Origin of the sequence: Corynebacterium sp. LK26 (assembly GCF_014335085.1) — a bacterium.
In the GTDB taxonomy this organism is placed as follows: Bacteria; Actinomycetota; Actinomycetes; order Mycobacteriales; family Mycobacteriaceae; genus Corynebacterium; species Corynebacterium jeikeium_D.
The window spans coordinates 404,410-417,619 of sequence record NZ_PDHB01000001.1 but is presented as its reverse complement, the minus strand read 5'-3'; the positions used below and the strand labels follow the sequence as shown (position 1 = coordinate 417,619).

Annotated in this window: 7 protein-coding genes; 4 read left to right on the top strand and 3 right to left on the bottom strand. The window is 58.4% G+C overall.

Annotation, left to right across the window (positions count from 1 at the left end):
- Positions 1-56 precede the first annotated feature (56 nt).
- The 3 genes from CRD13_RS01830 (at position 57) to ftsY (ending at position 6,497) form a co-directional block, all read left to right on the top strand.
- Complete coding sequence (locus CRD13_RS01830) at positions 57-1,373, top strand: ammonium transporter (RefSeq protein ID WP_069358779.1); 1,317 nt, start codon at positions 57-59, stop codon at positions 1,371-1,373.
- 88 nt (positions 1,374-1,461) lie between these two features.
- On the top strand, positions 1,462-4,956 hold the full coding sequence (gene smc / locus CRD13_RS01825) for a chromosome segregation protein SMC (protein ID WP_187401197.1): 3,495 nt from the start codon (positions 1,462-1,464) through the stop codon (positions 4,954-4,956).
- Between the two features lie 47 nt (positions 4,957-5,003).
- Positions 5,004-6,497 (top strand): signal recognition particle-docking protein FtsY, encoded by a 1,494-nt coding sequence (gene ftsY, locus CRD13_RS01820; protein WP_187401196.1) that lies wholly within the window; start codon positions 5,004-5,006, stop codon positions 6,495-6,497.
- A gap of 167 nt (positions 6,498-6,664) precedes the next feature.
- Here the strand turns inward: ftsY and CRD13_RS01815 are convergent, their stop codons facing one another.
- A complete protein-coding gene (locus tag CRD13_RS01815; protein ID WP_187401195.1) occupies positions 6,665-7,414 on the bottom strand; it encodes an intestinal mucin in 750 nt (249 codons plus the stop codon).
- Positions 7,415-7,888: 474 nt separating this feature from the next.
- Positions 7,889-8,815, bottom strand: coding sequence for a hypothetical protein (locus CRD13_RS01810; RefSeq protein ID WP_187401194.1), 927 nt, complete (start codon positions 8,813-8,815; stop codon positions 7,889-7,891).
- Positions 8,816-9,420: 605 nt separating this feature from the next.
- Here CRD13_RS01810 and ffh point away from each other — a divergent pair.
- The gene (gene ffh, locus CRD13_RS01805; RefSeq protein WP_048735500.1) at positions 9,421-11,034 is read left to right on the top strand and encodes a signal recognition particle protein; all 1,614 of its coding nucleotides are present in this window, start codon (positions 9,421-9,423) and stop codon (positions 11,032-11,034) included.
- Positions 11,035-11,050: 16 nt separating this feature from the next.
- On the opposite strand, the gene CRD13_RS01800 is transcribed toward ffh, so the two are convergent.
- The gene (locus tag CRD13_RS01800; RefSeq protein ID WP_255467751.1) at positions 11,051-13,168 is read right to left on the bottom strand and encodes an acyltransferase family protein; all 2,118 of its coding nucleotides are present in this window, start codon (positions 13,166-13,168) and stop codon (positions 11,051-11,053) included.
- Positions 13,169-13,210: the final 42 nt, after the last annotated feature.

Sequence of the window (13,210 nt, the reverse complement as noted above, 5' to 3'; positions counted from 1 at the left end):
CGGAAGTCGGGTGGTTTAAGTTAATAACTACCTACTGACAGACAGGGGAGGCACATATGACGCCTGAAGAAGTAATTGCACAGTCGGGAAACTCAGCGTGGATGCTGATTTCGGCTTCGTTGGTTTTGCTGATGACACCGGCGCTCGCGCTGTTCTATGGCGGCATGTCGCGACAGAAGTCGGTGCTCAACATGATGATGATGAGTTTTGGTGCGGTCGGCGTTGTCGGTGCCATTTACGTGCTGTGGGGCTGGTCGATGTCCTACGGATCGCAGTCGATCGGTGGTGTTTTTGCCAACCCATTCGAGTTCTTCGGTCTGCGTAACTCGATTACGGATGGTGACGGCAACTACATCGCAGGTGCGAACGGGTACCCGAACATCATCGACATCGGGTTCCAGCTCACGTTCTGCTCTATCTCGGTGGCGCTGATTTCCGGTGCGCTGGCTGAACGTGTGAAGTTCTCCACCTGGTTGATCTTCGTCGGCTTCTGGACGACGCTGGTGTACTTCCCAATGGCCTTCATGGTCTGGGGCGGTGGCCTGCTGAGCCACTCGGCAGAGGGGCTGTCGGCAAAGCTGTTCGGTACCGCTGACGGTGAAGCATTGATCGCTCCAATTGACTTCGCTGGCGGTACGGTTGTGCACATTGCTGCTGGTACTGCCGCTTTGGTGCTGGCGATTATCGTCGGTAAGCGCAAGTCCATCGATGGCAGCCAGCATCGCCCGCACAATCTGCCACTCGTCATGCTGGGTGCTGCACTGCTGTGGTTCGGCTGGTTCGGCTTCAACGGCGGTTCGGCATTTGCGGCCGACGGTGTCGCTGGTCTGGCATGGCTGAATACGACGGTGGCAGCGTGCGTGGGTATGCTCGGCTGGATTTCACTCGAGCGTATTCGTGATGGACATCCCACCTCGCTGGGCGCCGCTTCGGGTGTCATCGCAGGGCTTGTGACTATTACTCCGGCCGCAGGAGATATGAACCCAGTGACCTCGATCATTCTGGGCTATATCGGCGGTGCGCTGGGTTGCTGGGGAGTGGGCTTAAAGTACAAATTCAACTTCGATGACACCCTGGATGTGGTTGGTCTGCATTTGGTCGCAGCTATGTGGGGAACGATTGGTGTCGGTCTGCTGGCCAACGACCGAGGGCTGCTTACCGGCGGTGGCATCGACGGCCTGAAGTTGTTTGCCATCCAGATCATTATTGCTGTCATCGCAGCTGTGTTCTCGGGCGTGCTGACGTACATCATTGCCCGAGTCCTGAAGGTAACCGTCGGTTGGCGTATCCACGGCGAGCAGGAACATTCTGGTATCGACGTCGCTCAGCATGGTGAGTCGGCCTACACGTCAGCCAAGCAGGCGGCTGTGTAAACAACGCCGTGTAAACAATTTTGTGTAACAGGGGGCGTGCTTGGGGTAATTCAGCTCCAAACCGTAACTACGGGTAAGATATTGCTCCATGTATTTGAAATCGCTGACTCTGAAGGGCTTTAAATCCTTCGCTTCGGCGACGACGATGAAATTTGAGCCCGGCATCTGCGCAGTTGTCGGCCCGAACGGATCCGGAAAGTCGAATGTCGTCGATGCACTCGCGTGGGTCATGGGCGAGCACTCCGCCAAGACCCTTCGCGGCGGCAAAATGGAAGATGTCATCTTCGCGGGAACCTCCGGGCGAAAGCCCTTGGGGCGCGCGGAGGTCACTCTTACCATCGACAATTCCGATGGGGCACTTCCCATTCAATATAAGGAAGTCTCTGTCACGCGTCGCATGTACCGCGACGGCGCAAGTGAGTACGAAATCAACGGTTCTCGCGTCCGCCTCATGGACGTACAGGAACTCCTCAGCGACACCGGCATTGGCCGCGAGATGCACATCATCGTCGGCCAGGGCCGGCTTTCGCAGATTCTGGAGTCGCGGCCAGAGGAGCGTCGTGCGTTTATCGAAGAAGCAGCGGGTGTGCTCAAGCACCGCCGCCGCAAGGAGAAAGCGCAGCGCAAACTCCAGTCGATGCAGGCTAACCTCGACCGTCTGCAGGATCTGACAGGTGAGCTTTCCCGTCAGCTCAAACCGCTGAAGCGTCAGGCTGAGGCCGCCTCTCGCGCCCAGACTGTGCAGGCAGACCTGCGCGACGCCAAGTTGCGTTTGGCTGCCGCGGACTTCGTGGATTTGCAGGACAGCCTCAATGACATTGCTGGTCAAGCCAAGCTCATTGAGGAAAAGGTGGAGGCCGCCACGGAGCGAGCCGAGATTGCCGCTGAGCGCACTGCAGAACTCGAAGCCGAACTGGAGGACATCACTCCAGCTGCCGATGCTGCCCGTGACCTTTGGTTCCGTCTCTCCGCACTCGGTGAGCGTATTCAAGCGACGGCCCGCATCGCCGCCGATCGTGCGGCCGACCACTCCGTCGCTCCGTGGGTAGGCCCAGACCCGGACTTCCTGGAGCAGCGTGCCGACGATGCCGCCACCGAAGAGGCCACGCTCGCTGAGGCTGAGGCAGAGGCCCGTGAAAAACTGGAGGAAATCCGCGGAACGCTCTTCGACGCCGAGGAGACTTTCCGCGAAGCCGAAGCGGAGCACCTCGCGGCCGTTCGCGCAATCGCCGACCGTCGCGAAGGCGTGGTTCGTCTCATTTCCGCAGAAGAATCTCTGCGCACCCGATTGGAAGCCGCCGAGGCCGAAGCTGCACGCCTTGCCGAGCAAACCAATGAGGCCGACGAACGCCGTGCCGATGCCACTGAAGCTGTGGAAAACGCCGCGCAGGAGCTAGCCGAGGCAGAATTCGAAGGTCCCGAGCTGCAGAGTGCTTATGAACAGGCCAACCGGGAAGCAGAGCTGGCCTCTACACGGTTGAAAGAACTCCGCGCTGACGAGCGCGACCTCGAGCGCAGCGTCTCAGGTCTTTCCGCCCGCATCGAAGCTCTGGAGACCGCCCGCACCGCCGCTGCCAACGACGGCACCGCGTGGCTACGTGAAAAGCACGAGCTCGGCGTTCTCTCTGAAGTCATCGATGTCGACGCTGGCTGGGAAAAAGCGCTCACTGCCGCCCTCGGCGCGGCCGCCGAAGCACTGGTCAGCGAGGGCAGTGGAGATTCGCTTATCGACGAGCTTGTGGCCGCGGGCAAGGGTAGTGCCGTCGTTATCAATTCTGCGGATGCATCCGACTCCTGGCGCTTGGACATCACTCTACCCGCACAGGCATCCTGGCTGCTCGATCATGTGACAGTGCCCGCGGAGCTTTCAGGTTCGTTGACCTCTCTGCTCGTTGACATCGTGGCCTGCGACGACGAACAGGTCGCCCGTGAGCTGGTGACCCGGGATACTCGACTGCGCGTTGTTGACCGCGATGGTGTGCTGCGTGGCTCCGGTTGGGTAGCTGGCGGTGCTGGTGGCACTGCATCAGGTGTGGAAATCGCCGCCGACATTGCTAAGACTCGCGAAGAACTAGCAGAAGCACAGGTGCGTTTGAGTGACCTCGGTGGTGTGCTCTCCGGTGCACAGGCCGAAGAAGAGGACCGCCGCACGGACGCGGCGGCCGCCCGTGCTGCGCTGCGTGAACATCAGAGTCGTATGAAGGTCCTCACGGATGCCCGAACTCGGGCCACAGCGCAGCTGTCCGGCGTGGTGCATGATGCCGAACGCGCTGAGCAGCGCGGAGCCGAAGCCGCGGACCGAGTAACGAAGCTCCAGAAGGAGTTGGCGGAGGTCGCAGACCGCTTAGCTCGCGTTGACCGTGACCCCGAGGAGGGGGAACCGTCGACAAGCGAACGTGACCGTGCCTCGGAGGCGCTGACGGCTGTGCGCGCCATGGAAACAGAGGCGCGTCTGTCGCTGCGTACGGCAGAGGAGCGACTGTCGAGTGTACGAGGCAAGGCCGAGCGGCTCCGTCGCCAGGCTGCATCGGAGCGCGTAGCGAAGGCCCGCCATGAGCAGGCGCAGATGGCGAAGGTTGCCCAGCGCGAATTGGCAGAAGTCGTCGCGGAGCTGGCTGAGGATTTGCATGCGAAGGTCAGCGTGTCGTTGGCGCGGGCAGAGGCCGATCGCGACGATGCCGAGGCGCAGAAGAAGACGGTGTCGCAGGCACTATCAGCGGCCCGGACGGAGGCAAATACGGCGCAACGTGAGCTGGCACAGCTAACGGATTCCGCGCACCAGGGCGACATCGCCCGTGCGCAGGCGCAGGTCCGCGTGACCGAGGCTGCAGAGCGCATCGTCGACCAGTTGGGGCTGTCTGTCGATGACCTGCTCGCGGAATTTGCTCCTGATGAGAACTTCGACCGCGCAGCCGTGACGAAGCAGCTCAAACAGGCGGAGAAGGATCTGCGTGTGCTCGGCCGCGTCAACCCGTTGGCGCTGGAGGAGTATAAGGCGATGGAGGAGCGCTACTCTTTCCTATCCACGCAGCTCGATGATGTCCTCAAGGCCCGCCAGGACCTCACCGATGTTGTCGAGGAAGTCGATGCCACGATCCTGCAGCTCTTCACAGACGCGTGGAACGATGTCGAGGCAGAATTCCCCGCAGTTTTTCAAACGCTTTTCCCGGGCGGCGACGGACGACTGGTTCTCACCGAGCCGGACAACCTGCTCACGACAGGTATCGAGGTTGAAGCCCGCCCGCCGGGCAAAAAGGTTAAGCGGCTGTCGTTGCTCTCCGGCGGCGAGAAGTCGCTGACGGCGCTGGCAATGCTCGTCGCTATTTTCCGCGCGCGCCCGAGTCCCTTTTACGTACTCGACGAGGTGGAAGCCGCGCTTGACGACGTTAACCTGCGTCGCCTTATTGCGCTGCTCGAGGAACTCCGCGCGACCAGTCAGCTGATTGTCATTACGCACCAGAAGCCAACAATGGACGTTGCGAATGTGCTCTACGGCGTGACCATGCGGGGCGATGGTGTGACTCGAGTAATCTCGCAGCGAATGTCACCGGCATCCGCAACTCCGTCGACAGGAGCGGAGTAAGCGCGGAGTAAGTGAGGAAGAGTCGTTGATACTGCATAATGAGAGTTATGACTCCAACTCAGTGGATACTCCTTGTCGTCGCGATTGTCGTTATTATCGCGCTGCTCTTTGTTGTGGGCTATGTCCGCAGGAAGAACCAGCGCATTTCCTTTGCGAAGGAAGATACTAAGGAACTCACCCAGCAGGAGAAGTCTGGAAATTACCAGGCCACTAGTGGTTTTAACTTCGCTCCGGCCGGTGGTGGGACTGATACCCGCGAGAAGCAGCCGGTTGAAAAACCGATGTCGAAACCGGCGGAAAAGCCGATTGAAAAGCAGGCCCCGGAGCCAGAGGAAAAGCAGGCTGATATACCTGCCGATCAGCCGGACGGTTCACTGCTGAAACCAGAAGGTCGACTGGTTATTCCGGATAACCCCACCGAAATGGAGGGGGATTATGACCGCGTAATGCGGGAAATCCCAATCGATTTGCCAACGGCCGGGGAAGAGGAATCAGAGCCCGAGCCGGAACCACAACCAGAGCCCGAACCAGAACCGACGCCAGAGCCGGAGCCGGAAGCTGCGCCGGAGCCGACGCCAGAGCCAGAAGCAGAACAGCAGATTGACTCCATCGACCCGGCTGAGGGACGTCTGGGCCGCCTGCGCGGTCGTCTGTCACGGTCGCAGAATGCAATTGGCCAGTCTGTGCTCGGCATCTTGGGCGCGGGTGACCTTGATGAGGACGCGTGGGAAGAGGTTGAAGACATCCTGGTTATGGCTGACCTCGGTGCGGCTGCGACGCAGCGTGTCGTCGATAAGCTGCGCGAGCGTATTGCCAGCCAGAAGGTGAGCACGGAAGAGCAAGTGCGCGCCCTGCTGCGTGAGGTGTTGATTGAGGAGTGCAAGCCTGAGATGGACCGCTCCATCCGCGCACTTCCGCACGAGGGCAAGCCCGCAGTGATTCTGGTAGTCGGTGTCAACGGCACAGGTAAGACCACGACGACGGGCAAGCTGGCTCGTGTACTGGTCGCCGGTGGCCACCGTGTTGTTCTCGGCGCAGCGGATACCTTCCGTGCTGCTGCAGCCGACCAGCTGGAAACCTGGGGGCGACGCGTTGGCGCGGAGACCGTTCGCGGCGCTGAAGGCGCCGATCCTGCTTCTATTGCATTTGAGGCAGTTGCTCACGGTATCGAGTCCGGCGCTGATGTGGTGCTCATCGACACCGCCGGCCGCCTGCACACCAAGGTCGGTCTGATGGACCAACTGGACAAGATTAAGCGCGTGGTGGAGAAGAAGGCTCAGGTTGACGAAGTCATCCTGGTTTTGGACGCGACGGTTGGCCAAAATGGTCTACTGCAAGCTCGTACGTTCCGGGATGTAGTAGACATCACCGGCGTTGCCCTGACCAAGCTGGACGGTACCGCGAAGGGCGGCATTGTATTCCAGGTGCAAAACGAGCTCGGTGTGCCGGTGAAGTTGGTTGGCCTTGGTGAAGGTGCTGACCACCTGGCGCCGTTTGAGCCGGAGAGCTTCGTAGACGCACTGCTCGGCGGCCGCAAATAGTAACTAACATCGATGAGTGAATTTTCCATCGATTGGTGAGTACAGCGTCGCCCGTTGCCCCCGGCAAAAATAAAGGCCTCGGAGCCACCGCGTAGATTTCTGTAGAGGATACGCGGGGCTCCGGGGCCTTTAGTGTTGAGGTGCTAGGAATCTAGCGGAGAGTTGTGCTAGGAATCCTTTGAATTCTTGCGTGCGAGGCGGGTAGCTGCCACGCCACCGACCAGGAGTGCAAGAGCGGCACCGCCGAGGGCAGTCGCCTGAACACCAGTGACTGCTAGACCAGTGTTCTTGGTCCCGGTTTGCTTACCGTCATTCTTAGGGGTGTCGGGCTTGTCGCCTGGATTTTCCTCCCCAGGATTCTCGTCCTCCCCGGGCTGTTCGTCACCTGGGTTTTCATCGTCGCCCGGAGTGTCATCGCCTGGGTTCTCATCGTCGCCCGGAGTTTCGTCATCGGAGGTCGGACAGTAGCCGTAGACTCCGGTTGCCGGGTCGATCTTGCTCATATCACGCGGGGAACCGTCGGGGCACGTTGCGGTGTCATCGACTCCCGGCGGAATTCCGTCATTTTCTGGGGCATCTTCATCAGGCTCCGGAGTTGGGCCGGAATCATCTGAAGTGCCACAAGCACCGTAAGCCCCGGTTGCCGGGTCAATCTTGCTCATGTCACGCGGGGAACCGTCGGGACAGGTCTGGGTGTCCTCAACGCCCGGTGGGATACCATCGTTAGATGAACCTCCTGGATCCGGATTTGCAGAGTCATCTACACACTGGAAAGTACCGTCAACATTTTCAAAATGTTGACCGGCGGGGCATTCCGACGGGGCGGGGTCAGGAATCTGTGCGGTGGCAGCGCCAACGCCGATGAGCATGCCGGCTGAAGCGGCAGCGGCCACCATGGTCGAAGAGAGCTTCTTCATTTGGAAACCTCACAATGTCTATAGGAAAGCCCTGCAATCAAAGGACTTAAGGGGGAACACTGTTCACACTTTTGATTCTAATAACTAATTACAGTCTTTGGTGGTATGGGTTTGGGGAGGGGGTAAAGAGAAATTGTTGACTTGTCCAAACCCCAGCAAGGGGAAGTAGGAACTTATATTTACAACGCTGAGTGTGTACACCCGTTGTGGTTGGAGCATCTTTAGAACTCGCCACTGTTTACTCAGCAGGAGATTTTCCTGTCTTCGCTAGCGAAGCGTGGTACCTGATCGTGTCGGGTGGTGAAAGGCGGATGGGGCGTAGAGGTTCGGTAAAAAATCGGTGCCTGTGGGGTTTATGCTTCGAGCTATGGGAGTTATGACTTTTCGGAGGTATGGCGCACAAAAATGCTCCCGATGCTAAATAGGCATCAGGAGCATTTTATATTTCGTTACCGGGGTAGAACCCTAAGCTTCTTAGCGGTTCTTGCGGGCGATGCGGGTAGCGGCGACACCGCCGACCAGGAGAACCAGAGCGGCTCCACCCAGGGTGGTGGCGTCAACGCCGGTGGCTGCCAGGCCAGTGCTCTGAGTCGAAGAAGCCTTCTTGGACTCAGAGGTATTCTGCTCAGACTTCTTGGAGTCCGAAACCTTCTTTACGTTCTCGGAAGAGGTCGTCTTCTTGGACTCGGAAGCCTTCATCTCGGCCTTTTCCTTGGCCTTCTTCTCTTCCTTCGTGCACTTGTTTTCGTTCTTGCACTCAGCAGAGATCTTGATGTCAACGTTTACCTTGACATCCTTGCCGTCCTTACCTGGCTTACCGTCCTTGCCGTCCTTACCTGGCTTACCGTCCTTGCCGTCCTTGCCTGGCTTACCGTCCTTGCCGTCCTTACCCGGCTTCTCGTCGTCCTTGCCTGGCTTGTCAGCGTCCGGCTTGTCCGTGCCTGGTTTGTCAGTGTCCGGCTTCGCCTCGTCCTTGACGCAGACACCGAAGACGTTCGGGTTGCCTGGGACTGGCTTGCTCATGTCGAAGTGCTCGCCCTCCGGGCACTGCTTATCAGAAATGCCTGGGTTTCCCAGGTCGCCCGGCTGGGACTCATTGTCGCCCGGTGTTTCGGGCTTAGGGGCTTCCTGGTCCGCGACGCACTGGAAGGTTCCGCCGACGTTCTCAAAGTGCTGGCCGTCTGGGCACTTGTCAGGCATTGGGGCCGGAATTCCGTCAGTGGAATCCTGCTCAGGCTGGTCTGCGACGCACTGGAAAGTGCCTCCGACGTTCTCAAAGTGCTGGCCGGCGGGGCACTCGGTCGGCATTGAGTCCGGAATCTGTGCAGTAGCGGTGCCTGCGCTTGCAATCATGCTGGCGGAGAAGGCAGCGGCGGCGATAGCCGTGGTGAACTTTTTCATGAAAACCTCTCAAGGAGTCAAACGGTCAGAGACCAATGAATATGATTTCGCCGTTCATCCCTCGTCGTGCACGGCGGAAAATAAAACCAGGCCAACTGCGGTTAACTAGGTTCATGATTAACCATAAACTGGTTGATATATGAATCGTATTGGAGGTAGTTATAGGAATAACATCAGGTGCGCAGTGGCGTGCTTTGACCTGCTGCAATGCCGCCGGTTTGTTATTTGGCTTACACCATTCCGGGGGAGGTTCTCACTAAGGGTGCCCTTAGTAAAAGCTAGCCACTGGCGTTATCTTTCTGTTACCTAGCTGGTGGTAGCTGGGTTGGATAAACGTTCTTTATGTAGTAGGGCATTCATATCTGGAGGCTCGTTTAATTGTCACGTTAAAATAACGAACAGTAATCTAACGTCCTTGAGAATAAAAGAGCTTCATCCTATTGCTATTTTTTACTTCCTATTGTTTACACCCGAATCGGGGCATTTAGGGTGGGTGGGCTGCAATCGTTGTCGATAGGCGAAGCTGTAGATATGTGCCAAATGGAGTATCCAGCGGGTACGGTAGAACAGTTAAGAAAAAACAAGGCAAAAGGGGAGCTGGAAACTTGTTTGAGTCTCTTTCCGATCGTTTGACGGGTGCCCTGCGGGGGCTGGGCGGGAAGGGCCGCCTGACTGAGGCGGATATTAACGCCACCGCCCGCGAGATTCGGCTGGCTCTTCTGGAAGCCGATGTCTCCCTCGAGGTTGTCCGTACCTTCATCAAGCGCATCAAGGAACGCGCTAACGAAATTATTGGCAGCCAGACTGTCAACCCGGCAAACCAGATTATTGAGGTCGTCAATGAGGAACTGATTAACATCCTCGGTGGCGAGACTCGACGGCTGAATATGTCGAAGCAGCCACCAACGGTCATCATGCTGGCCGGTCTGCAGGGCGCTGGTAAGACCACCTTGGCCGGTAAATTGGCCAGGTACCTCACGGATCAGGGGCACACCCCGGTCCTCGTCGCCTGTGACCTGCAGCGTCCGGGCGCGGTGCAGCAGCTGGAAATTGTCGCTGAGCGTGCAGGCGTGCCGTGCTTCGCACCGTTCCCGGGCACCAGCCTCGATTCCACCCATGAAATGGGCACCAGCGAGGACAATCCAGTTGACGCCGCGTTCCGTGGCCTCGCTTATGCTCGCCAGCATCGCCACGATGTGGTGATTATCGATACCGCAGGTCGCCTGGGTATCGATGAGGTTCTGATGAAGCAGGCCCGCGACATTCGCGATGCCATCAACCCGCATGAAGTTCTGTTTGTCATCGACTCCATGATTGGTCAGGACGCGGTAGAGACCGCCAAGGCCTTCCGAGACGGCGTTGACTTCACCGGCGTTGTACTGACCAAGCTCGATGGCGACGCGCGCGGTGGCGCTGCACTGTCTATCCGTGAGGTCACCGGTAAGCCGATTCTGTTCGCCTCCACGGGCGAGAAGTTGGAGGACTTTGACGTCTTCCACCCAGACCGTATGGCCAGCCGCATCCTGGGGATGGGTGACCTAAAGACGTTGGTTGAGGTCGCTTCCAAGGAAATCGATCATGAGCAGGCTGCCAAGTCCGCCCAGAAGATTGGTTCCGGTGAGCTGACTCTCGAGGACTTCCTCGAGCAGATGATGATGGTCCGCAAGATGGGCCCAATCGGCAACATCCTCAAGATGCTCCCCGGCGGCGCGGAAATGTCCAAGGCCGCGGAAATGGTCGACGAAAAGCAGCTTGACCGCATCGAGGCGATTATCCGCGGTATGACTCCGGAAGAGCGCGAGAATCCGAAGATTCTGAATGCTTCACGACGTCGTCGTATCGCCAACGGTTCCGGTGTGTCCGTTTCAGAGGTTAACCAGCTCATCGAGCGTTTCAATGAGGCGCGGAAGATGATGGCGCAGATGGCCGGCCGATTTGGTATGGGCGGTGGTCGCCCATCGAACCGCAAGGCCAAGCGTGGTCGAAAGGGCAAGGGCAAGAATAAGCGCAAGGGCGCTAACCGTGGTCCAACGCCGCCGAAGGCAATGCGCGGTGGCGGGATGCCCGGTATGCCTGGAATGCCAGGTATGCAGGGCATGCCGGGTATGCCTAGCATGGCTGAACTGCAGAAGCTGCAGAAGCAGATGGGTAATCAGCTGCCAGAAGGTATGGAGGACTTTGACCTCAACAATCTCGACTTCGGACAGGGCAAGAAGTAGCGGGGACTAGAAGTAGCTAGTCCCGCAGAGCCTTCTGAATCTGGCGGTCCATTTCAGGACTGAAAGTGGCCGCTAGTTCATCGGTGATGTGATTGCTGTCGCGGTAGACGTAGATATTGCCAATAACTTTACGGCAGGTGGTCGGACCGCAGAAGATGTCGGAGAAATCTAGACTGTGCCCGTTGGGGAAGTTCGCAAGAATCTCCTCAGCGGGATTTTCTGCATTTAGGGCAGTTTTGCGGTGGATAGTGCAGTCTTCTTCCGCTTCTTCGCATACGCTGGGGGAGAATTGGTCCAAGTCCTCCCGTAGCGCCCATGGGTTATCGCGGATGGCGAAGAAATCAATTCCGCGTTCTTGCAGAGCAGCGAAAAACGAAACGTAACCATCCGGTGTGTAGTCGCCGGGCTGCGGTGGGTCCGCCTGGAACAGGGGTCTGGTTGAAGTGGTGAAAACCATCTCTGGCTGAATCTCGTCAATTTTCTGCAGAGCCTCGAAAGTCCAGGCCACGCAGATATCGCCGACTCCGTGGATCGGTTCTAAGGTCGCTGGACAGCCTTGTCGGAGAAGAACCACCACTCGGTACCCGTTGTTTTTGCCGTAGGCATCAATCGGGGCAAACCAATGTTCCATGTGCGAGCCGCCGACGATGACAATCGAGTCACTAGCATCTGGATCACCGTAGACACACGGCTGGGTCTCATCGCGCCAACGGCGATTCGGCGGGAAGTATCCGACGTCCTCACCGCCTGTCGCAAGGCAGCCATCGAGGGCAGGTTCCGGCCAAAGGTCCGTGATGAAATCGGTATTCGGCTTTGTGGCTGCCTTGGGGACCTCGTACCCGTCGGTAAGCGCGAGTGCACCTGGATAGACCTCTGAATCTAGGCTGGTGGCGGAGGCGCGATCGACGCGCACCTGTTGCACGTTGACAAGGCTGGACATGCCGACCAACGCAATGACGACAACAGTGCCGACTGCCGCTAGACGACGAGCCGGGCGACGATGCTTCATTGCGTGGATTGCATCGCCGACGACGGGCTGAGTCCGGGTCGGTCGGCGAGTCGATTGAGCCAGCGGCAGCTCGACATACTTGTTGGTGAGTTTGGCCAAAATAAAGGAAACGACGATCACTGCGGTGCCAAGCTTCAGCCCCGGAGTATCGCGGTTGAGGTAGTTTATGGCCAGGATGAGAAGAGGCCAGTGCCACAGGTAGAGCGCGTAGGCGCTCTGGCCTACTTCGCGCATTGGGCGGCTGGCCAGGAACTTGGAGATCCAGCCCGCCTCAGGGCCGGCGATAATAATCAGCGCAGCACCACCGAGGGGCCATAGGGTCCAAGGGCCTGGGAACTGTGCGGCGCCGTCGAAGATGAAACCGGTGGAGACTACCAGTGCGAGGCCGATGCTGGCTAACAGCACTCGAAGTGGCTTGGGCATGGGGATGGATCCCCGGACAAGAATCAGTCCGAGTAGTGCGCCGAGGCAGAGTTCCCAGAGGCGGCTGACAGTGGAGTAGTAGTTCCACCCCTGGTTCTCGGAGTGCATATAGAAGGCATAGGCAATCGAGCCGAGAGTGATAACTGCCAGCAACGGAGTGAGGATTCGGCGGAGTTTACCGCCGGTAGCGTCGGTGCGCTTCGCCTCCACCGGTGAGGTAACCGCGCCGACAATCTGGGGTGAGCGCGTCATCCAGGCGAGTAGGGAGATGAGCAAAATGGAGCCGAGATAAAACTGGCCCTGTACCGACATTGACCACAGGTGCTGCAGTGGGGAGGTTTCGCTCTCTGCGGCTGCGTAGTCCGAGCCCTGGAGTGCCAGTTCATAATTTTGGTAGTAGAGCAGGCTGGCGCGGAGTTGCTGGGCAATGTCGATCGTGCGAAGCGATGGAATGAAGTAAATGACAAACAGGGTTGTCGCAAAGAGGACCAGCACTAGTGTCGGGATTAGGCGACGCAGCGTGCGCCAGATGCTCCACCATGGATTGATGGACTGCCGGGGATTGATGGCATTGCGGTACTGCGCGCCGAAGAAGAAAAACCCGGAGAGCAAGAGGAATACGTCCACACCACCGGAAACGCGGCCGACGTAAACATGGAAAAGGACTACGAGGGCAATCGAAATGCCCCGTAGTCCGTCCAAGTCATACCTATATTGGGTGCCGGTGGTTTTCATAGAATGTTA

Bases quoted from the DNA above. Each gene is read 5' to 3' on its own strand.
- ftsY (WP_187401196.1), top strand. From the start codon at position 5,004: ATGACTCCAACTCAGTGGATACTCCTTGTCGTCGCGATTGTCGTTATT.
- smc (WP_187401197.1), top strand. From the start codon at position 1,462: ATGTATTTGAAATCGCTGACTCTGAAGGGCTTTAAATCCTTCGCTTCG.
- CRD13_RS01830 (WP_069358779.1), top strand. From the start codon at position 57: ATGACGCCTGAAGAAGTAATTGCACAGTCGGGAAACTCAGCGTGGATG.
- CRD13_RS01815 (WP_187401195.1), bottom strand. From the start codon at position 7,414: ATGAAGAAGCTCTCTTCGACCATGGTGGCCGCTGCCGCTTCAGCCGGC.
- CRD13_RS01810 (WP_187401194.1), bottom strand. From the start codon at position 8,815: ATGAAAAAGTTCACCACGGCTATCGCCGCCGCTGCCTTCTCCGCCAGC.